18 protein-coding genes are annotated in these 19,541 nt (G+C 60.3%); 9 read left to right on the top strand and 9 right to left on the bottom strand.

Annotated elements, in window-relative coordinates; translation table 11 throughout:
* Position 1: 1 nt before the first annotated feature.
* A complete protein-coding gene (locus tag PSH59_RS08100) occupies positions 2 to 889 on the bottom strand; it encodes a proline iminopeptidase-family hydrolase (RefSeq protein ID WP_305394754.1) in 888 nt (295 codons plus the stop codon).
* Between the two features lie 182 nt (positions 890 to 1,071).
* On the opposite strand from PSH59_RS08100, the gene PSH59_RS08095 reads away from it, so the two are divergent.
* Positions 1,072 to 1,836: a LuxR family transcriptional regulator gene (locus PSH59_RS08095; protein WP_248076518.1), complete on the top strand. Its 765-nt coding sequence runs from the start codon at positions 1,072 to 1,074 to the stop codon at positions 1,834 to 1,836.
* A gap of 93 nt (positions 1,837 to 1,929) precedes the next feature.
* Positions 1,930 to 2,862 (top strand): proline iminopeptidase-family hydrolase, encoded by a 933-nt coding sequence (locus tag PSH59_RS08090; RefSeq protein WP_248076520.1) that lies wholly within the window; start codon positions 1,930 to 1,932, stop codon positions 2,860 to 2,862.
* Between the two features lie 39 nt (positions 2,863 to 2,901).
* Here PSH59_RS08090 and PSH59_RS08085 read toward each other — a convergent pair whose 3' ends face one another.
* Entirely contained in the window at positions 2,902 to 4,404 is a 1,503-nt protein-coding gene (locus PSH59_RS08085) for a nucleobase:cation symporter-2 family protein (RefSeq protein ID WP_305394753.1), read from the bottom strand.
* Positions 4,405 to 4,562: 158 nt separating this feature from the next.
* On the opposite strand from PSH59_RS08085, the gene PSH59_RS08080 reads away from it, so the two are divergent.
* On the top strand, positions 4,563 to 5,396 hold the full coding sequence (locus tag PSH59_RS08080; protein WP_305394752.1) for a nucleoside-binding protein: 834 nt from the start codon (positions 4,563 to 4,565) through the stop codon (positions 5,394 to 5,396).
* A 29-nt stretch (positions 5,397 to 5,425) separates the two neighbouring features.
* Here the strand turns inward: PSH59_RS08080 and punC are convergent, their stop codons facing one another.
* Positions 5,426 to 6,604 carry a purine nucleoside transporter PunC gene (punC, locus tag PSH59_RS08075; RefSeq protein WP_305394751.1) on the bottom strand — a complete coding sequence of 393 codons (1,179 nt, stop codon included), beginning with the start codon at positions 6,602 to 6,604 and terminating at the stop codon, positions 5,426 to 5,428.
* Positions 6,605 to 6,726: 122 nt separating this feature from the next.
* On the opposite strand from punC, the gene punR reads away from it, so the two are divergent.
* Complete coding sequence (gene punR, locus PSH59_RS08070; protein ID WP_248076532.1) at positions 6,727 to 7,650, top strand: DNA-binding transcriptional activator PunR; 924 nt, start codon at positions 6,727 to 6,729, stop codon at positions 7,648 to 7,650.
* Here punR and PSH59_RS08065 read toward each other — a convergent pair.
* On the bottom strand, positions 7,622 to 8,800 hold the full coding sequence (locus PSH59_RS08065) for an aspartate aminotransferase family protein (RefSeq protein ID WP_305394750.1): 1,179 nt from the start codon (positions 8,798 to 8,800) through the stop codon (positions 7,622 to 7,624). The two genes, punR and PSH59_RS08065, sit on opposite strands and share 29 nt — an antisense overlap.
* Before the next feature lie 104 nt (positions 8,801 to 8,904).
* Between PSH59_RS08065 and PSH59_RS08060 the strand changes: the two genes are divergently transcribed.
* Entirely contained in the window at positions 8,905 to 9,810 is a 906-nt protein-coding gene (locus PSH59_RS08060) for a LysR family transcriptional regulator (protein ID WP_248076538.1), read from the top strand.
* Here the strand turns inward: PSH59_RS08060 and PSH59_RS08055 are convergent.
* Both PSH59_RS08055 and fabV read right to left on the bottom strand, forming a co-directional pair.
* Positions 9,807 to 10,430 carry an HAD family phosphatase gene (locus PSH59_RS08055; RefSeq protein WP_248076541.1) on the bottom strand — a complete coding sequence of 208 codons (624 nt, stop codon included), beginning with the start codon at positions 10,428 to 10,430 and terminating at the stop codon, positions 9,807 to 9,809. The two genes, PSH59_RS08060 and PSH59_RS08055, sit on opposite strands and share 4 nt — an antisense overlap.
* A 154-nt stretch (positions 10,431 to 10,584) precedes the next feature.
* Positions 10,585 to 11,778, bottom strand: coding sequence for an enoyl-ACP reductase FabV (gene fabV / locus PSH59_RS08050; RefSeq protein WP_305394749.1), 1,194 nt, complete (start codon positions 11,776 to 11,778; stop codon positions 10,585 to 10,587).
* A gap of 309 nt (positions 11,779 to 12,087) precedes the next feature.
* Between fabV and PSH59_RS08045 the strand changes: the two genes are divergently transcribed.
* The 3 genes from PSH59_RS08045 to PSH59_RS08035 all read left to right on the top strand — a co-directional run bounded on the left by PSH59_RS08045 (position 12,088) and on the right by PSH59_RS08035 (position 15,076).
* The gene (locus PSH59_RS08045) at positions 12,088 to 12,912 is read left to right on the top strand and encodes an aspartyl/asparaginyl beta-hydroxylase domain-containing protein (RefSeq protein ID WP_248076547.1); all 825 of its coding nucleotides are present in this window, start codon (positions 12,088 to 12,090) and stop codon (positions 12,910 to 12,912) included.
* Between the two features lie 147 nt (positions 12,913 to 13,059).
* Positions 13,060 to 14,433 carry a nucleotide 5'-monophosphate nucleosidase PpnN gene (ppnN, locus tag PSH59_RS08040; protein ID WP_305394748.1) on the top strand — a complete coding sequence of 458 codons (1,374 nt, stop codon included), beginning with the start codon at positions 13,060 to 13,062 and terminating at the stop codon, positions 14,431 to 14,433.
* A gap of 271 nt (positions 14,434 to 14,704) precedes the next feature.
* Positions 14,705 to 15,076: a hypothetical protein gene (locus tag PSH59_RS08035; protein WP_248076551.1), complete on the top strand. Its 372-nt coding sequence runs from the start codon at positions 14,705 to 14,707 to the stop codon at positions 15,074 to 15,076.
* A 7-nt stretch (positions 15,077 to 15,083) separates the two neighbouring features.
* Here the strand turns inward: PSH59_RS08035 and PSH59_RS08030 are convergent, their stop codons facing one another.
* A complete protein-coding gene (locus PSH59_RS08030) occupies positions 15,084 to 15,413 on the bottom strand; it encodes a hypothetical protein (RefSeq protein ID WP_248076553.1) in 330 nt (109 codons plus the stop codon).
* A 130-nt stretch (positions 15,414 to 15,543) separates the two neighbouring features.
* On the bottom strand, positions 15,544 to 16,443 hold the full coding sequence (locus tag PSH59_RS08025) for a DMT family transporter (protein WP_305394747.1): 900 nt from the start codon (positions 16,441 to 16,443) through the stop codon (positions 15,544 to 15,546).
* A 98-nt stretch (positions 16,444 to 16,541) separates the two neighbouring features.
* Between PSH59_RS08025 and PSH59_RS08020 the strand changes: the two genes are divergently transcribed.
* A complete protein-coding gene (locus PSH59_RS08020; protein ID WP_305394746.1) occupies positions 16,542 to 17,390 on the top strand; it encodes a LysR family transcriptional regulator in 849 nt (282 codons plus the stop codon).
* 141 nt (positions 17,391 to 17,531) lie between these two features.
* Here PSH59_RS08020 and mqo read toward each other — a convergent pair whose 3' ends face one another.
* On the bottom strand, positions 17,532 to 19,178 hold the full coding sequence (mqo, locus tag PSH59_RS08015; protein ID WP_305394745.1) for a malate dehydrogenase (quinone): 1,647 nt from the start codon (positions 19,176 to 19,178) through the stop codon (positions 17,532 to 17,534).
* Positions 19,179 to 19,541: the final 363 nt, after the last annotated feature.

Here is a 19,541-nt window from a genome sequence, read left to right as displayed (position 1 = left end):
GTCAGCCTCGGTGACGTGCGAGAAAGTCCAGCAGCACCGGGAAATACGCCTGGGGTTCTTCATAGAACGGCATATGGCTGCTGTTGGGGAACACGTGCAATTCGGCGTGCCTGGCCGCCATCTTCATGCGCATGGCGCAGGCGGGAGTGAGTTCGTCGTGCTGGCCGGTGGTGATCAGGATGGGCATGGTGAAGTCGCCCATCTCTTTGAGGCGGTTCCAGTCCTTGAGGTTGCCGACATAGAGGAATTCGTTGGGGCCCTGCATGGTTTCGTAGGGGCCCATGTTCCAGTCGCCGAGGGAGCGCTTGACCGGCTCGGGCCACTCATCCAGGCGGCATACGTGGCGGTAGTTGAGCAAGGTGATTGCGGCCTGATACTGCGGATGGTCCAGGGTGCCCATGGCCTCGTGGCGCTGCATCATGGCCACGGTTTCGCTGCCCAGGGCGCCGCGCAGGCGTTCCAGCTCCCGGGACAGGTGCGGAATGTCGCCGACGGTGTTTTCCAGGATCAGGCTTTTGAGTGCGTCGGGGTAATGAATGGCGTACTCGATGCCCAGCCAGCCGCCCCAGGAATGCCCCAGCAAATGCACGCGGCCCAGGCCCAGGGCCTGGCGCACGGTTTCGACTTCTTCGACATAACGGCGGATTTCCCACAGGGAAACATCTGATGGTCTGGCTGATGCGCCCGTGCCAAGCTGGTCGAATGCAACCACTCGCAGGTTATGGTCCTTGAGCCAGCCATGGGCGTCGCGCAAGTAGTCACACGGCAGGCCCGGCCCGCCGTTGAGGCACAACAGCACCTCGTCGCCTTCGCCAAAGCTGTAGACCACGAGGTTGTGACCGTCGACCTGCACGTTGTACTGCTGGTCGGGGGCAATTTCACGCCACATGCGTACATTCCTTGTGTTGTATCGGCCCTGCGGGTAGCGGCCGTTTATCAGCCAACACTACCGAGGATGCCGCGCGTCCATAACCTAGTATTTCTTATAGGTTTGGCCTGGCAGTCCTTCGCCGGGGCGTGGCATTCTACTTGCAGCAAGTCGAGATTCAAATGAAATCGGGAGCAGAACGGATGCTGGCCAAGCTAACTGCCTTCAACAATCGTCTGATGCCGGGCAGGAGCCTGGACGAGCAGATGGACAACGCGTTTATCCTTGCCCAACAGCTGGGTTTCGATGCTCTGGTGTATGACTACACCCCGGTGCCGATCGACCAGGATGGCGGATTGATCACCCCCTCGGTCCTGGAATTGCGCAATACCCCGCCCGACTGGCACGCATTATGGTGCAGCAAAGGGTTTTACCAGATCGATCCGGTGCAGCACCTGGCCCTGAGCACGGTATCGCCCTTCGTCTGGTCCTACGAGGCCAAAACCGACACCCCGCTGCAAAAAATCATCGACCCTTGCCACGCCCCCGTGTCCTCGTACCTGCATGACCAGCAATTGACCTGCGGCGTCAGCGTACCGATCCACCTGCCCCGTGGTGGCTTTGCATCACTCACGGGCCTGCGTACCGGCAAGGCCCACACCGTGCTGCGGGGTGCGCAGCAGACGTTGTCGGACTTCAGCGTCATTTCCCACGCCTTGCAGGAAGCAGCCTACCCGTTATTCGGCAAAGAGCTGCGCACGTACCCGCATATTCACCTGACCAAACGCGAGCGCGAGTGCCTGAAATGGGCCGCCGAGGGCCTGACCGCAGCGCAGATCGCCACGCAGTTGAGCCGATCACTGGCGGTGGTGACCCTGCACCTGGCCTCTGCGATGCACAAGTTGGGCGCCAAAAACCGTGTGCAGGCGGTGGTTCGCGCCACCCATTACCGCTTGCTCGAAGACTGATCCCACGGCAAAACCTAGCTGTTTTGCTAGTTACTTAAATTTTGCATGCGGACTATGGTGCCCCCTGATCGTTTTTTCAGAGCAGGGTACGAAATGGAATTCATCGAAAAAATCCAAGAAGGGTATGCAGCGTTTGGCGACTACCAGACCTGGTACCGCGTCACCGGTGACCTGTCCAGCGGCCGCACACCACTGGTCATCATCCACGGCGGCCCCGGCTGCACCCATGATTACGTCGACGCCTTCAAGGATGTCGCCGCCAGCGGCCACGCGGTGATCCACTACGACCAACTGGGCAATGGCCGCTCCACCCATCTGCCTGAGCAAGACCGGTCGTTCTGGACCGTCGACCTGTTCCTGAGGGAGCTGGACAACCTGCTGGACCACCTGCACATCCGCGATAACTACGCGATCCTCGGCCAGTCCTGGGGCGGCATGCTCGGCAGTGAGCACGCGATGCTGCAACCCAAGGGTCTGCGCGCGTTCATCCCCGCCAACTCGCCTACCTGCATGCGCACCTGGGTCAGCGAGGCCAACCGCCTGCGCAAATTGCTCCCCGAAGGCGTGCACGAAACCCTGCTCAAGCATGAAGCCGCCGGCACCTACCAAGACCCGGAATACCTCGCCGCTTCACGGGTGTTCTATGACCAGCACGTGTGCCGTGTTAACCCATGGCCGGAAGAAGTGGCACGCACCTTTGAACAGGTCGACTCGGACCCTACGGTGTATCACGCCATGAGCGGCCCGACCGAGTTCCACGTGATCGGCAGCTTGAAGGACTGGAAATCCATTGGCCGCCTGTCGGCGATCAACGTGCCGACCCTGGTGATCTCCGGTCGCCACGACGAAGCCACGCCACTGGTGGTCAAGCCATTTCTGGATGAGATCGCGGATGTGCGCTGGGCGCTGTTTGAAGACTCCAGCCACATGCCCCATGTGGAAGAACGCCAGGCGTGCATGGGGACCGTGGTGAAGTTTTTGGATGAGGCGTGCTCGCTGCCGCGCCGGGCACTCAAGGCTGGCTAAGTGCAACCGTGGGAGCGCGCGTGCACGCTCCCACATTTTTTACACTTCGGTGGTTTCCGGTTTCGAGGTTTGCCTGGTGGCTTCGGCCACCACCGGAATTTCATTGCCCTCGGCATCGAACAGCTTGCCACCCCTGAAGTAATCGCCATCGCGCAGTGCCGCCACATCGTGGAAGCACAGGCTGCGCTCAGTCCCCGCCACAAACACAGATTGCTGGTCCGAGTTGCCCGCCGTGAAGTGGTTGAACGCCAGGTTCAACAGGATCGCCATGATCGCCGACGAGCTGATGCCCGAATGGAAAATGGTCGCGAACCAGCTCGGGAAGTGATCATAGAAACTCGGCGCGGCGATCGGGATCATGCCAAAACCGATGGACGTAGCAACGATGATCAGGTTCATGTTGTTGCGGTAATCCACCTTGGACAGGGTGCGAATACCGCTGGCGGCCACCGTGCCGAACAGCACAATCCCGGCACCGCCCAGCACCGAAGTGGGCACCGCCGCGATCACCCGCCCCATAAACGGCAGCAGGCCGAGGATCACCAGAAACAGGCCGCCGGTGGCTACCACGAAACGGCTCTTGACCCCAGTCACCGCGACCAGGCCGACGTTCTGGGCGAATGCGCTTTGGGTGAATGAGCCAAAGATCGGCGCAAACATGCTCGACAGCATATCGGCGCGCAGGCCGTTACCCAGGCGCTTGGAATCGACCTTGGTGTCGATGATTTCGCCCACCGCCAGGATGTCCGCCGAGGTTTCCACCAGGGTCACCATCACCACGATGCACATGGAAATGATCGCGGCGATGTGAAAAGTCGGCATGCCGAAATGGAACGGGGTGGGAAAACCAAACATCGGCCCATGGGTCACGCCGGAAAAATCCGCCATGCCGAGGAACACCGCGATCAGCGTGCCGATCACCATTGCCAGCAGGATCGATAAGCGCGAGATGGTCGCGCTGCCGATCTTGCTCAACAGCAGCACCAGCACCAGGGTCAATGCCGCCAGGCCGATATTGGGCATGCTGCCAAAGTCCGCTGCGCGGCTGTTACCGCCCATGGCCCAGCGCGCCGCGACCGGCATCAAGGTCAAGCCGATGGTGGTGATCACGATACCGGTCACCAGAGGCGGGAAAAACTTAGTGATCCGCGAGAATACCGGCGTGATCAGCAGCCCGATAAACGAGGCGGCCATCACCGCGCCGAGAATCGCCGGCACCCCGCCAGCCCCGTCGCTGCCGACAATCGCGACCATGGTGGCCACACCGGCAAACGACACGCCCTGCACCAGCGGCAACTGACAGCCAAAGAACGGCAGGCCAAGGGTTTGCAACAGGGTGGCCAGGCCACCGGCGAACAGCGACGCGGCGATCAGCAGGCCAATGTCGGCGGGCGACAACCCGGCTGCCTGACCGACGATCAGCGGTACCGCGACGATGCCGCCGTACATGGTGAGCACATGTTGCAGGCCGTAAGCCATGTTGGCGGCGACGCCGAGATTCTCGTCTTCTGGCCGCTGCGGTGACGCCTTCGGGATAGTCATGGTGAGGGGTTCTCTGTTTTTGTTGTGCGGCCACTGTATGCAATGTCACGACTGGATGTCCATAGAGTTGTATACAATTAATCGAACAAGATACCCTCCACCGGCGTTACAAAAACCACCTGGCCGCAATGAGCCGGAACGCCAAAGGACCTATAACAATGAAAAAGGCATTACACAGCGCCACGGTTGCCCTCACCCTCCTCGGCGGCGGACAGGCCGTCGCGGTGGAATGGATGAACAACAGCGTAGGATTTCGCTACGGCCAACAGTTCACCAATCCGAATAACCCCGACGCCTTCAGCAAGCGCACCTATAGCTTCACTCACGCCAGCGGTTACCGATACGGCAGCCATTTCCTCAACCTGGATGTGTTCCTGTCCGACAGCCGCGACCCGCGTAAAGGCACCGACCACGGCGGCAGTGAGGTGTATGCCGTATACCGGCACCAGCTTTATGCATCACGGGTGTTCGATGTGCCGTTGGGCACCGGGGTCATCAAGGATTACGCGCTGACCCTGGGCTTTGACGCCAACCGCAACAACAACTTCGCCTCAGCGAAAAAACGCGCACTGGTGCTGGGCCCGACGCTGAAGTTCAACACGGTCGGCGTGCTGGACCTGAGCCTGTTGTACTACAAGGAAAGGAACCACACCGGCATCCCCGGCGCGCAAGAGTCGAACCACACGTTCGACGACACCTACATGCTCAACCTGACCTGGATGCGCCCATTCCAGATAGCCAACCACGCGGCGAAATTCCAGGGGTTCGTCAACTACGTCGGAGAAAAGGGCAAGGACTACCACGGCCGCGACACCGCGCCCGAAGCCCTGATGCGCACCGCGCTGATGGTGGCGGTGCGCCCCGGCAAAAGCGTCAAGCCGAATCTGTACCTGGGCGTGGGTTATGAATACTGGCACAACAAGTTCGGCGTGGATGGCGGCCGGGGCAGCCGCACCTCGACGCCGACGGTGAACATGGAAATCACCTTCTAGTCCCTGAAGGAACCGACCAGTGTGTCGGTTCAGGCGTTTGCGAGTTCCGAACTGTCAGCCTTGGGCCGCGCCAGCAGGTAACCCAATACCGCCAGCGGTGCGGTCGCCAGCATCACGATCACGGTGATCTGCAACGGCTGGTCGATCATCGACGACACCAGCAAGCTGCTGAGAAAGCACAGACCCAGTTGCAGGGTGTTTTGCAGCGCCGCCGCCTTGCCGGAATTTTCCGCAAAGGGCATCAGCGCATTCGCCACCACGATCGGGTAGCTGGCGCCATTGACCAGCGCCATCAGGCAGAACGGGATCAGCAAGGTGGTGAGGGTGGGCACGGTCAAGGTGGCCACCAGGTACAACGCCAGCATGCTGACGCAGTACGCCACCAGCAACCAGGGCAACAAGGTCTTGCCCTGCACGCGCTGCAAGGCGCTGCGGCAACTGTAGCCACCCACCAAAAATGCCAGGGTCGGCAGCACGTAGCTCAAGCCGATGTCGTTGGGGCTGTAGCCCATGTCACCGAGGATGAACGGCGAGGCGGTCAGCCAGGCGAAGAAACTGGCGGAGCAGGCGGCGAAGATCATTACGTTGCCGGTAAATACCCGAGACGTCAGCAACTGCGCATAGCCCAGGCGCGAACGTGCTTCTGTGGTTTTTTTCGGCATTCGGCGCAGGAACAAGGTCGGCAGCAACAACAGCAGCGACACCCCCAGTAATACGCCGAAGATCGCCTGCCAACCAAAGTGATTCAACACCAGCGCGCCCAACAGCGGTGCCAGGGCCGGCGACAGCGACATCAACGGCATGATGCTGGCAAACACGCGGTGCGCCTTGTCGGCCGGATAACGGTCAATCACCAACGCCTGCCAACTGACGGCGGCGGCACACACACCCACCGCCTGCATAAAGCGCAGCGCCAGCAGCTGCGGCGTGGTCTCGACCCAGAACATGCCGGCACAGCCCAGCACGAACAAACTCAAGCCCGCGAGCAAAATCGGCTTGCGCCCCAGGCGATCGGACAACGGCCCCCATACCAGTTGCCCGAGGGCAAAACCGGCTAGGAAGATACTCAAGCTGGCGCCCACCGCGCCCGCGCCAATCTGCAGTTGCTCGCCCATGGCGCCAAACGCCGGCAAATACATATCCATGGCGAGATAGCCGAGCATGCTCAACCCCGCCAGATACCACGTGAAACCAAAAGAATTTTTCATTGAAACCTTGTACACCCTGCCATCAAACAATTTGCTGACTGGTGCGCATTATGAAGCTGACATATTTTGTGTGAAGCGATAATAATTGGACACACTTATCAATATTTTTGAAGGCAGACGCCATGTGGTCCGAATACTCCCTGGATGTGGTTGATGCGGTGGCCCGCCATGGCAGCTTCAGCGCCGCCGCCCAGGAACTGCACCGTGTACCGTCGGCGATCAGCTACACGGTGCGCCAGCTCGAAGAGTGGCTGGCGGTGCCGCTGTTCGTTCGGCGCCATCGCGATGTCGAACTGACCCCCGCCGGCCGTCTGTTTATCGACGAAGCCCGCGGTGTGATGAAAAAAATGCTCGGCACCCGGCGCTTGTGTCAGCAAGTGGCCAACGGCTGGAGCGGCCAGTTGAAGGTGGCGGTGGACTCTATCGTCAAACCCCAGCGCTGCCGGCAATTGGTCCTGGATTTTTATCGCCAGTTTCCCGAGGTGGAATTATTGCTGGAGTACGAGGTGTACAACGGCGTGTGGGACGCCCTGGCCGACGAGCGCAGCGACATTGTGATCGGCGCCACCAGCGCGGTGCCGGTGGCCAGCCGCTTCAGCTTTCGCGACATGGGTCTGTTGAACTGGTTGTGCGTGGTCAGTGCGAAACATCCCTTGGCGGCCGTTGAAGGGTTGCTCAGTGACGACCAACTGCGCCCCTTCGCCTCGCTGTGCATGACCGACACGTCGCGTAACCTGCCCAAGCGCGACACCTGGACCCTGGATAACCAACGTCGGCTGGTCGTGCCGAACTGGCCCTGCGCCATCGACTGCCTGCGCGATGGCCTGTGTGTCGGAATGGCGCCGATGCATCAGGTATTACCCTGGATCGAACGCGGCGAGTTGGTGGCACTGCAACTGACCCGGCCCTTCCCGGCCAGCCCATCGTGTGTGGCCTGGGCACAGAACAAGCTGTCCCCGGCCATGGGCTGGTTGCTGGACTATCTGGGGGATAAAGAGACGATGAACCAGGAATGGCTCAATGGGCCTGATCCAATAAGCGGGTGATCGCCCGCACAATCATCTCAACCTCCTTGGCCTCCAGGGTCAGCGGCGGCAACAGGCGAATGACCTTGCCCCGCGTGACGTTGATCAGCAGCCCATGCTCCTGGGCGGCACGCTGGGCCAAGTCACGGTAAGGGCTGACCAGTTCGATACCGACCATCAGGCCCTGCCCCCGTATCGCCAGCACCTGTGGGTGCTCGCCCAATTCCATCCGCAAGCGCGCCAGCAAACGTTCGCCTTGTTGCGCGGCATTTTGCAGCAGGCCTTGCTCTTCGATGATGTCCAACACGGTGCAACCCACCCGGCAGGCCAGCGGGTTGCCGCCGAACGTGCTGCCGTGACTGCCCGGCGTAAACAGTCGGGCCACCGCCGCCCGCGCCAGACAGGCGCCGATGGGTACGCCATTGCCAAGGCCTTTGGCCAGGGTCATCACGTCCGGCACGATGTTTTCATGCTGGAAGGCGAACCAGGTGCCGGTGCGGCCAATACCGGTCTGGATCTCATCGAGCATCATCAGCCAACCGTGACGCGTGCAGTGATCGCGCAGGGCTTGCAGGTAACCAGCAGGCGCCGGCACGACACCGCTTTCGCCCTGAATCGGCTCGAGCAGGACCGCGGCTATCCGCGAGCCAAAGGTTTGGGTGAGCGCCTCAATGGCCGCCAGGTCGCCAAAGCGCACCTTGAGAAAATCCCCCGGCAAACGCTGGAAGCCCAGGCGTACCGAGGGCCCATCGCTGGCGGCCATGGTGCCGAGGGTGCGCCCATGAAAGGCGTTTTCCATGACCACCACCAGCGGTTCTTCGATGCCTTTTTTCCAACCATGCAAGCGCGCCAGCTTCAGTGCGGTCTCGTTGGCTTCGGCGCCGGAGTTGTTGAAGAAGGCACGGTCCAGGCCCGACAGCTGGGTCAGGCGCTGCGCCAGCCGTTGCTGCCAGTCGATGCTGTAAAGGTTAGAGGTGTGTAACAGCAAACCGGCCTGTTCGCTGATGGCGCTCACCAGTTTCGGGTGGGAATGCCCGACATTGGTCACCGCCACGCCGGCCACTGCGTCGAGGTATTCGCGGCCCTGCTGATCCCACAGGCGCGTGCCCAAGCCACGGGTGAAACTCAGGGCCAAGGGCTGGTAAGTGGTCATCAGGCAGGCGGCGGTCATGGTGTCAGGCTCCAGTGCATCGTGAGGGGTGCTTGAAGTATCGTTAGCCACCCCAGATGGATAAACTGCGCTTTTATGTAATGACTTTAAATCAGGGCTTGATAATGGATCTGTTCCAAGCGATGTCGGTGTACGTCAAAGTCGTGGAGGCCGGCAGCATGACCGCGGCCGCCCAGGCCTGTGGCATGTCGACCACCATGGTCGGCAACCACCTGCGCGCGCTGGAGCAACGCCTGGGCGTGAGCCTGCTCAAACGCACCACCCGCAAACAGAGCCTCACGGAGTTTGGCGGCCAGTATTACCAGCGCTGCCTTGAAGTACTGGGGCTGGTGGCCGACTCCGAGCAACTGGCTGAGCAGGCCCACAGCGACGTGCCCAAAGGCACCCTGCGCGTCACAGCGCCACCGGCCTTTGGCACCGAACGCCTGGCGCCCGCGCTCAGTGAGTTTTCCCGGCGTTACCCCTTGATCAAGCTTTATGTGGTGCTCAGCAACGAACGCATGGACCTGGTCGACAGCGGGTTCGACGTGGCCATCCGCCTCGGTGAACTGGAGCCCTCGAGCCTGATCGCACGGCCCATGCAGGACTACACGATCACCCTTTGCGCGTCGCCGGAGTACCTGGCCCGACGCGGCACACCCTCGACGCCCGAAGACCTGCAAACCCACGACTGCCTGGCCTTCGCCTACCCGTCTACCGACGATTGGCGCAACGCCGACAAACTGTGGCGCATGAGCGGGGCAGACGGCGAGGTCGAGATTCCGGTCTCCGGTTCGCTGACCATTAACAGCTCCCAAGCCCTGCGCCAGGCGGCGGTGCAAGGCATGGGCATCGTCATGCTGCCCGATGCGCTGGTGCAGCCTGACCTGCAGAGCGGCAAGCTCGTCGCATTGCTCACCACCTATCAACTGCCGAGCCGCCCGATGCACTTGCTGTACGGCCAGGACCGCTACCGGCTGCCCAAGCTGCGCGCCTTCGTGGATTTCGTCATGGAGAAATGGGCGCTTTAAAAGTCCACGCCCAGTTCACGCAAGCGTACGGCGGTACGCTCGGCCGAGACATGATGAATGCCCTGCCAGCCAAGGGCGATGGCGGCCTCGATATTGCCGGCCACATCATCGATAAACACCACTTCAGCCGGTTGGATATCCGGCAGGTGAGCACGCACCTGGGCCAGGCTGGCGTGGTAGATCGCCGGGTCAGGCTTGATCAGCTTTAACTCGCCAGACACGACGATATCGCGCAGGCGCTGCAGGAACGGGTAGTTGGCCCGCGCGTAGGGGAAGGTTTCCGCCGACCAGTTCGTGAGCCCGAACAACGGCACGTTGACGCGGTGCAACGCCTCCAGAATAGCGACGCCTTCCGGCAATGGCCCACGTAGCATTTCGTGCCAGCGTTCGTAATACGCCTGGATCAGCGCCCTATGGTGAGGGTATTGCTCGGTCAACAGGTGCGTCCCTTCGGCCAAGGTCCGCCCGGCGTCCTGCTCGGTGTTCCAGGCCTGGGTGCAGATATTGTCGAGAAACCATTGCCGCTCATGTTCATCGGCGATCAGCTTGCGGTACAGATGCTGCGGGTTCCAGTCGAACAGGACCCCGCCGAAATCAAAAACTACTGCACGAATCGTCATCAGATCCTCCGTTGGCGTGATTTGACCGCGTCAGAGTCTGGCACAGGACGGGGACCCGGCAATGCCGGAAAACGTGTAGGACGGATCTGAAACGAGCCTTTTTACAGGCGATAAAAAACGGCCCCGAGAGGCCGTTTTTCTGTGCGCGGAGCGGTTACGCCTGAATCAGGCCGTTGATCTTCACGGTCGGGTTCACATCGGCTTCGTAGTCCACGCCGTCGACTTCAAAGCCGAACAAGCGCAGGAACTCAGCCTTGTAACCGGCAAAATCGCTGATCTCGTTGACGTTGTCGTCGGTGACCTGGTTCCACAGGTCGGCCACGGCGTCCTGAACTTTCGGCTCGAGCTCTTTGAGGTCGGCACGCAGGCGGCCGTCGGCGTCGAGTTTTGGCTCGCGGCCATACAGGCTGTCCTTGAACAGGCCGTAGACCTGCTCGATGCAACCTTCGTGGGTGCCCTGCTCTTTCATGACTTTGAACAGCAGCGACAGGTACAGCGGCATGATCGGGATCGCCGAACTGGCTTGGGTGACCACTGCCTTGAGCACCGACACACGGGCGTCGCCTTTCAGTGCCGCGAGGTTGTCGCGCAGGGTCAGGACTTTTTTGTCCAGGTCCTTCTTGGCTTCACCGATGGAGCCGTTCCAGTAGATGTCCTGGGTCAGCTTCTCACCGAGGTAGGTGAACGCGGTGGTCTTGGCGCCTTCGGCCAGAACATCGGCGTCACGCAGGGCGTCGATCCACAGCTGCCAGTCTTCGCCACCCATGACTTTCACGGTGCCGTCGATTTCTTCCTGGGTCGCCGGCTCAAGGGTGGTGTCGACCACCACGCCTTTATCGGTGTTGATACCGCGCAGGGTCACGGCCTTGCCGATCGGCTTGAGGGTGGAAGTGTGCACCACGCCCTGCGGGTCGGTACGGCGCGGCGCGGCCAGGCTGTAGACCACCAGATCGATCTTGCCCAGGTCTTTCTTGATGGTCTCGATGGTCAGGCGCTTGATCTCGTCGGAGAACGCGTCGCCGTTGATGCTCTTGGCGTACAGGCCTTTTTCAACAGCAAACTTCTCGAACGCGGCGCTGTTGTACCAGCCGGCGGAACTCAGTTTGCCCTCTTCACCTTCCTTCTCAAAAAACACGCCCAAGGTGTCGGCGCCGCAGCCAAACGCGGCACTGATGCGCGCGGCCAGGCCGTAGCCGGTGGAGGCGCCCAGGACCAGCACCTTCTTGGGGCCACCTTCGATTACGCCGTGTTCGGTTACGTAGTCGATCTGTTCCTTGACGTTCGCTTCACAGCCAACAGGGTGAGCGGTCACACAGATAAAGCCACGAACCCGCGGTTTGATGATCATAAAATTTCTGCCTCTTCCAAGGTGCCGAAGGCCAATGGTGGCCATTCAACTTCAATCGTACCGGTCTATGACGCACGAAAAACCGAAGCGTCACGATAGTCGCAAATCCTACGTTTACAAAATCCAATCCACGCGGGCTCGACGCCGCTTGAAAACCGCGTGAAACCTTCACAATTTCGCACTATTTAAAACGCCTTTGCGGCGCAGAAGGCCTTATTATGACGCAGTTGTTTCAATATGTTTCAAACCCCACCACTCGCAGCCACGGATCCGGACCTGTCGAATGGCGTCCTTCTGGAGCTGAGTTGCATGAACAAGCCTGCTTTGCGTAAAAAAGCGCTATCGGTCGCCTGGGTACTCGGCGTCTTGCTGATTATCGATGTGTTCCCAGAAACCACGCTGGTGTTCCTTTGCCTGGTGCTGCTGTGCGGTATTTACGACTTCTTGCGCAATGGCCTGTACGACACACCGACATTCAAAAAGTACTTTATCGGCAGCGGCCGCAACACCTGGCTGCTGGCACCGTTCAACACGCTGTTCGACCTGTTGAGCTCACGCAACCGCCACGTTTACACGATGCGCGACCTGCCACCCGCCTGGCGTGAAGACCTGCAACAGGTGCTCGACGACGCCATGGCCCACAAGGACGAAATCATCGGTTACCTGGACGAACGCATGGCCGAGAAGAAGCGCGGGATGCTGTTTTTCCAGTGGTACGGACGGCCGATCGAAACCACGCTGGATATTCCTCAATTGCGCAAAAAGCTGCCGTACGTGAAGACCATCGGCGTATCGGTATTCAACGAAAACCGCTCGACGTCGTTTCACTTCGGCCCTTTGCGCATGATGTTCCGGGTGCTCTACAACATGGCACCGGCCCCCCATCACGATGGTGTGTTCATTCAAGTGGGCAAACACAAACATTACTGGCATGACGACCCGCTGTTTATTTTCGATGACACGCTGATGCACGCGTCCTTCAACAAAAATGACGCCAAGCGCTACTGCCTGTTTATCGATATCGTACGACCGACCCCGGTGCCGTGGGTGCTGAACGCCGTGATCGCCGGGTTTGCCGGGATGGTCTTCACCCTGCGTCGGGTTTTCTACAAAAACTGGAAGCTGATTCAGTGAGTTCTGCGGCATGATGGGGATGGACGGTATTTGCACTCGGCCTTGTGCCTGAGGTAAATATTCGGCTCGGGCGCGTTAATCTGCGCCCACCCTTCTCAAGCCATTGCGCCTCATCGGGTGCGGTGGCTGCGCTTTCAAGGAATCAGAATGCCCCAACGTCAAGTCATCAATGCCTCCGTCAGCCCCAAGGGCAGCCTCGAAACCCTCTCCCAACGTGAAGTGCAACAACTGAGCGAAGCCGGTACCGGCAGCATCTACACCCTGTTCCGCCAGTGCGCCCTGGCAATCCTCAACACTGGCGCGCATATCGATAACGCCAAGACCATTCTCGACGCTTATAAAGACTTTGAAGTGCGTATTCACCAACAGGACCGTGGTGTGCGCCTGGAACTGTTGAACGCCCCGGCGGACGCGTTTGTCGATGGTGAGATGATCGCCAGCACCCGTGAGATGCTGTTCAGCGCGCTGCGCGACATCGTCTACACCGAGAACGAACTGGACAGCCAGCGCATCGACCTGAGCAATTCCCAAGGCATCACCGACTACGTGTTCCACCTGCTGCGCAATGCCCGTACGCTGCGCCCCGGTGTCGAGCCGAAAATCGTGGTGTGCTGGGGTGGGCACTCGATCAATACCGAAGAATACAAATACACCAAGAAAGTCGGGCACGAACTGGGCCTGCGCAGCCTCGACGTGTGCACCGGCTGTGGCCCCGGCGTGATGAAAGGTCCGATGAAAGGCGCGACCATTTCCCACGCCAAGCAACGCATTACCGGCGGGCGCTACCTGGGCCTGACCGAGCCGGGCATCATCGCCGCCGAAGCGCCGAACCCCATCGTCAACGAGCTGGTGATCCTGCCGGATATCGAGAAGCGCCTGGAAGCCTTCGTGCGTGTCGGCCACGGCATCATCATCTTTCCCGGCGGCGCCGGCACGGCCGAGGAATTCCTCTACCTGCTGGGCATTCTGATGCACCCGGACAACCGCGACGTGCCGTTCCCGGTCATCCTCACCGGGCCGAAACAGGCCGCGCCGTATCTGCAGCAGTTGCATGCCTTCGTCGGCGCCACCCTGGGCGAGGCGGCGCAGGCGCATTACCAGATCATCATCGACGACCCGGCCGAAGTGGCGCGCCAAATGACCGCCGGCCTCAAGGCGGTGAAACAGTTCCGTCGTGAGCGCAACGACGCATTCCACTTCAACTGGCTGCTGAAGATCGACGAGGTCTTCCAGCGTCCGTTCGATCCAACCCACGAAAACATGGCCAGCCTGCAACTGAGCCACGCGCTGGCGCCCCACGAACTGGCCGCCAACCTGCGTCGCGCGTTCTCGGGCATCGTGGCCGGGAACGTGAAGGACAAGGGCATTCGCCTGATCGAACAACACGGCCCGTACGAGATCAACGGCGACCCGGCCATCATGAAACCACTGGACGAACTGCTTCAGGCATTTGTTGCCCAGCACCGCATGAAATTGCCCGGTGGCGCAGCGTACGTGCCGTGCTATCGCGTCGTGCAGTGAGCGCCAATGGCGGGCTGACGACCGTCCGCAGACGCTGACGGTCGGTCATGGTTTGTATCGCTTTGGCCCATGGGCAAGCAGGTGATGACTGAGCATTTGGTCCAGGTTTGGATTATTCCGATTCACTCCTCATCTGCGAGCCACCCTATGGACCAACGGATCTTGTTGGAGATACTCCCCCCAGGCATCCGCACTGATCGAGTCCCTCACGCCCCTGTCGCCAGGCTTTGGTAAAAACCGCCTCTCCCCCCTGATCAAGAGAACGACCAACGTGCGCACGCTTTTTCTGGCTGCAATGGCCCTGTTGCCATCACTCGCCGAGGCCGACGTCATCTGGCCCGACCTGCCGACAACCTGTTTCGTCAGCGGCCGCCCAGCCACCAGCGCGGATGTCGACACGGGCTGCGCAGCGTTTCTGATCAATGTAAAGGGCAAGGCCGCGGGTACACCGATCAAGGTGGACGTTCCCCAATACGCCCTGCATGTGGACGAGGCCACCGGCAAGGAAACGCCGGTGATCATTATCCAGGCCGAGGAGAACGGCGAGATCAAGGCCGTGGGGTACAAGGAGCTGGGCACCGATCAACTCGGCGCCGCGCTGTTGAGGGAAGTTCGGCTACTGGGTACCAAAAAGCCCTCTTGAGCCTGGCTTAACGCACCCAGCCACCGTGCTGCCAGTGATAACCGTCGTTGCGCTGAACCCAGTGCGGATGCACATAGCGATACCCTTCACGGACCGGCTCCCAATGGCCGTGCACCGCCACATAACGCCCGCCTTCCCAGCGCCAGTAGCCGCGTGACCAGATGTAGCCTTCGCGTACCGCAGGCTCGACCTCAATGACCTGCACCGGCGGTGGCTGTGGCGCCACCACCTCGACATATTCTCGTTGCACCGGCCGACGATCATGCACAACGCGCTCTTGCACACACCCGGATGCCGCGACGACAACCGCCGCCAACGCTGCATAACGTAACAACATAAAAACCCCTCGGGCGCTGACGCCCAACACTTGCACCAGTAAAAAATGCCCCGTGTTTCAGCCATGCGTTGCTCAGGCTTGAGTTACTTTTTAACAGGTGGTGTCTGTCAGGTTGCTGAACTCGGACACATCAAGAAACACACGCGACGGTCGGTCGTTTCAAGCGCACCAGCACCATCCCCGCGACCACCACGGCAATACCGGCATAGGTCGAGGCGTGAATCAGATCGCCGAACATCAGCGCTGCCCACACCAACGTCACAGGGGGTTCCAGATACACCAGCGCCGCGACGCGTGTCGCTGTCATCACCCGCAGCAGCATCCACAGGCTCAGGTAAGCCCCAAACGTCGAGAACACCGTCAGCCAGACAATCGAGACCAGTACAGCGGGGTCATGGGGAATACTCAACGTATCGGTATAGAGCACGGCGCCGGTGAAGCCGATCAGGGTCAGCAACGATTGGATAAACAGCGGCAGCATCAAGCCCGCGTCCCGGCCTTGAAGGCTGCGGCGCTCGTACAACGTCGCCAACGTCAGCCCCAGCGCCGCGGCCAATGGCAAGCCGTACATGAGCAAGCCGACGCTGGCGCCGCTGCTGCGGTATTGCCCGGCAATCACGATCAATACCCCGACAAAGCTGACTGTCAGCCCCGCCCACTGCCAGCCACCGCTGCGCTCAGTGGCGTTGCCCGTCGACAATGCCGCCGTCATCAAGGGCTGCAGCGCCGCAATGATCGCAGCAATGCCGGGCGGCAAACCGTTCTGGATCGCCACGTAGAGGCAACTCAGGTACAGGAACTGAGACAGGAAACCGACGATGGCATGATGCCGAATCTGCGCCCATGAAACGCTCAATACCTTGACATTCAAAAACACGCCCAGGCACAGCGATACCAGCAGGAAACGCCAGAACAGCAGGTTGAACGCCCCGCCGCCCTGGGTGCCGAGCTTGGCGCCGATGTAGCCGGAGCTCCAGGACAGCACAAACGCACCCTGCAATAACCACAGCTTCAGGGTTGATCGCGTCATATCGCCTCCAATCTTCGTAGATTGACCCCAAGGCTAAAGAGCGCACATGCTTATGTATATTTGAATAACCGGCATAACCAATCCGGAAAAGCAGAATCATGACCAAACAATTGAACATTGATCTACTGCGCACCTTCCACGCCGTCGCGCGCTTTGGACGCTTCAACGAAGCGGCAGACCATGTGCATCGCAGCGCTTCAGCGGTGACGACTCAGATCCAGAAGCTGGAAAAACAGATTGGCCAGCGTCTGTTCAGCCGTAACAACCAGGGCGTGGAGTTGACGCTCTACGGCAAGAAACTGCTGGGCGAAACCACTGAGTTTCTCAAGAGCCATGACCGTCTGCTCATCTCGCTGATGCCTCAACGGATGCAGGGCAAGATCCGCCTGGGAATACCCGATACGTATGCCCCCGCGTTCATCCAGGCATGCGTGCCGCAGTTGATCGCCGACAACCCCTTGCTGGAACTGGAAGTCGAAGCGCGCACCAGCGGTGAGTTGCTGAATATGTTCATGGCGAACCAGTTGGACCTGACGATCACCGTCAGCGCGCAGCCGCTGGCACAGGGCGAACGGCTGGGGCCCGTGCAGCCGCTGTGGGTAGCGGCCGAGCACTTCAGCCACACGCCGAACGCCGCCCTGCCCATTACGGTACCCGTTGCCGGCTGCCCGTATCGTGCAGCGGCGTTACAAATGCTGAAGGACCACGGGACTTATCATCGCGTGCTGCTGGAGAGCCCCAACTCTTCGGCTGTCGAAGCCTGTATACGCAGCGGCGTCGCGGTGGGCCTGATCGAGGAAAGTCGCATGGGCGAAGGACTGACTCAGCAGATCGCCGGCATCACGTTGCCGCCACTGCCGGAGCATCATCTGTACCTGCTCTGCGACAGTAGCAACGCACTGGCGCTGCATGTGTATGACCAGGTTAAACACAACTTCCACATTTGAGCGCTCCAGGGCCGACGCGCTGAAGTGCGCGACTGGATCGGACTGGCCGCGGCCGAGCGCTCGTGCCCTCCTCCATAAACACCACGCCCGCAAAAAAGCCCGCTGACCGTTACCGGTTCAGCGGGCTTTTGCTGGAGCGTGTTACAGCGCCAGATCAGACGCCGGCTTGCTCGGCTCAGCCGCAGGCTTGGCCGCTTCGGTCGCCTTGACAGGCGCTTTTTGCGGAATCACAGGCGGTGTCGGCAGTTGCAGGACATCGGCGGTGTAGGCCCATTCCTTGGCAACGGCTTCCGGGCTGTCGTTCAGCTTGGTGCCGTAGCTCGGGACGATCTGGTGAATCTTTGCCTGCCACTCAGGCGTCGCAACCTTGTCCTTGAACACTTTCTGCAGCACGGTCAGCATGATCGGAGCCGCGGTGGACGCGCCTGGCGATGCACCCAACAGGCCTGCGATGGTGTTGTCGGCGGAGCTGACCACTTCGGTACCGAGTTTCAGGACGCCGCCCTGCTCTTCGTCACGCTTGATGATCTGCACACGCTGACCGGCCTGCCACAGACGCCAGTCGGATTGCTTGGCGTTCGGGAAGTACTCTTGCAGCGCCTTGAAGCGGTCGTCATCGGACAGCATCAGTTGGCCGGCGAGGTACTCGACCAGTGGGTATTCACGAATACCGACTTTGGTCATGGGCCAGATGTTGTGGGTGGTGGTGCTGGTCAGCAGGTCCAGGTACGAGCCTTCTTTGAGGAACTTGGTGGAGAAGGTGGCAAATGGGCCAAACAGGATCACGCGCTTGCCATCCAGCACGCGGGTGTCCAGGTGCGGAACCGACATCGGCGGCGCGCCAACCGATGCTTTGCCGTAGGCCTTGGCCAGGTGCTGCTCGGCAACGGTTGGGTTATCGGTCACCAGGAACGAGCCACCCACCGGGAAGCCTGCGTATTCCTTGGCTTCAGGAATGCCCGACTTCTGCAGCAAGTGCAGTGCACCGCCGCCAGCGCCGATGAACACGAACTTGGCGTCGGTTTCAGTCTTGGTGCCGTCTTTCAGGTTTTTGTAGCTGACACGCCACGAACCGTCGGCGTTCTTGGTGATGTCCTGCACTTCGCTCGACAGTTTCAGGTCGAACTTAGGCGTGGTTTGCAGATGAGCGACGAACTGACGGGTGATCTCGCCGAAGTTCATGTCGGTACCCAGCGGGCTCCAGGTGGCCGCGATTTTCTGGTTCGGGTCACGCCCTTCCATCATCAACGGAACCCATTTGGCGATCTGTGCCGGGTCTTCGGAGTACTGCATGCCGGCAAACAGCGGGCTCGCCTGCAGGGCTTCGTAGCGCTTTTTCAGGAACTTGATGTTTTCATCGCCCCACACAAAGCTCATGTGCGGCGTGGTGTTGATGAACGAGCGCGGGTTCTTCAGCACGCCCTGACGGACCTGCCAGGACCAGAACTGACGGGAGATCTGGAACGCTTCGTTGATCTCGACCGCTTTCGGGATCTCAACGTTGCCGTCCTTGTTTTCCGGGGTGTAGTTCAGCTCAGCCAGGGCCGAGTGACCGGTACCGGCATTGTTCCAGCCGTTGGAGCTTTCTTCGGCCACGCCATCGAGGCGCTCGACCATTTCCATCGACCAGTCCGGTTCCAGCTCGTTAAGCCAGACACCCAGGGTCGCACTCATGATGCCGCCGCCGATCAGCAGCACATCGACTTTCTTTGTCTCTTGCGCGTGAACGGACGTGATCCCCATCGACAACGCCAGCCCCAGCAAGGCAGTGTTTACTTTTTTAAACATCAGTAGCACCTATGATAAAACGCCATCCGCCCCACCACTCCCTGATCATGGGCAACCCTCCATCACGCTACGCCAGGCAACGTATCGCGGGGGTGTGCACATTCACGTGAGAGCCGCAGGGTGGGCACACAAGACCGACGTATCGGCCTCACTTTTATGTCCCTTCTGCGCTGACTTCTTATCATTATTGGCTTCAGCTACCTGGGCGCCAGCCATCCGCCGGGACGTATACGGGTGTACGCACCAGAGAAAGCCTAGACCAAGACGGCGCGCAGAATATCACGCTAAACAGCGTTTATGCGTCGTTTGGCCAATTGACAGTGCTAAAACACCGGTTTTAACCCGGCAGATCGGCTTATGTGT

The organism is Pseudomonas sp. FP2309, from assembly GCF_030687575.1.
GTDB lineage: Bacteria > Pseudomonadota > Gammaproteobacteria > Pseudomonadales > Pseudomonadaceae > Aquipseudomonas.
The sequence above is the reverse complement of the archived record's forward strand: the minus strand, read 5'-3'. Positions and strand labels throughout refer to the sequence as shown.